Raw genomic sequence first — 536 nt, 5'->3', positions numbered from 1 at the left:
TCATTGGCGAGCGCGACCGCTGCCCCAACGTCGAAGGCCCGGTGGAGAACGCCGGCTGTCCGGACACCGACGCGGACTCCGACGGCGTGGTGGACCGCATCGACAAGTGCCCGGACGTCCCGCAGGGCAAGCGCGGCCGCGACGGCTGCCCGCTCGCGCGCACGTCGGGGAACAAGATCGTCATCCTGGAGCAGGTGAACTTCGCCACCGACCAGGACGTCATCCTCTCCGAGTCCTACCCCGTGCTGGAGGAGGTCGCGCGGGTGATGGAAGAGAACCCGCGGATGGACCGCATCCTCATCGAGGGCCACACCGACTCGCGCGCCAGCGACCAGTACAACCTGGAGCTGTCCAAGCGCCGCGCGGCCAGCGTGAAGCGCTTCCTCATCGAGAGCGGCGTCGCCGCGGAGCGCGTGTGCTCGCAGGGCTTCGGGCGCAGCATGCCCGTGGCCGACAACGCGACGGAGGAAGGCATGGCCCTCAACCGCCGCGTCGAGTTCACCATCCAGCCGCCGAGCGACGGGCCCCGCCCGCCC

The 536-nt window shown here is 70.7% G+C and carries 1 protein-coding gene; it reads left to right on the top strand.

Features of this window, described 5'->3' with window-relative positions; genetic code table 11:
• Positions 1–536: OmpA family protein (locus tag D7X55_RS40275; RefSeq protein ID WP_147470470.1), on the top strand; the 536-nt coding region annotated here is incomplete at both ends.

Origin of the sequence: Corallococcus sp. AB049A (genome assembly GCF_003668885.1) — a bacterium.
Lineage (GTDB): Bacteria > Myxococcota > Myxococcia > Myxococcales > Myxococcaceae > Corallococcus > Corallococcus interemptor.
The sequence above is the reverse complement of the archived record's forward strand: the minus strand, read 5'-3'. Positions and strand labels throughout refer to the sequence as shown.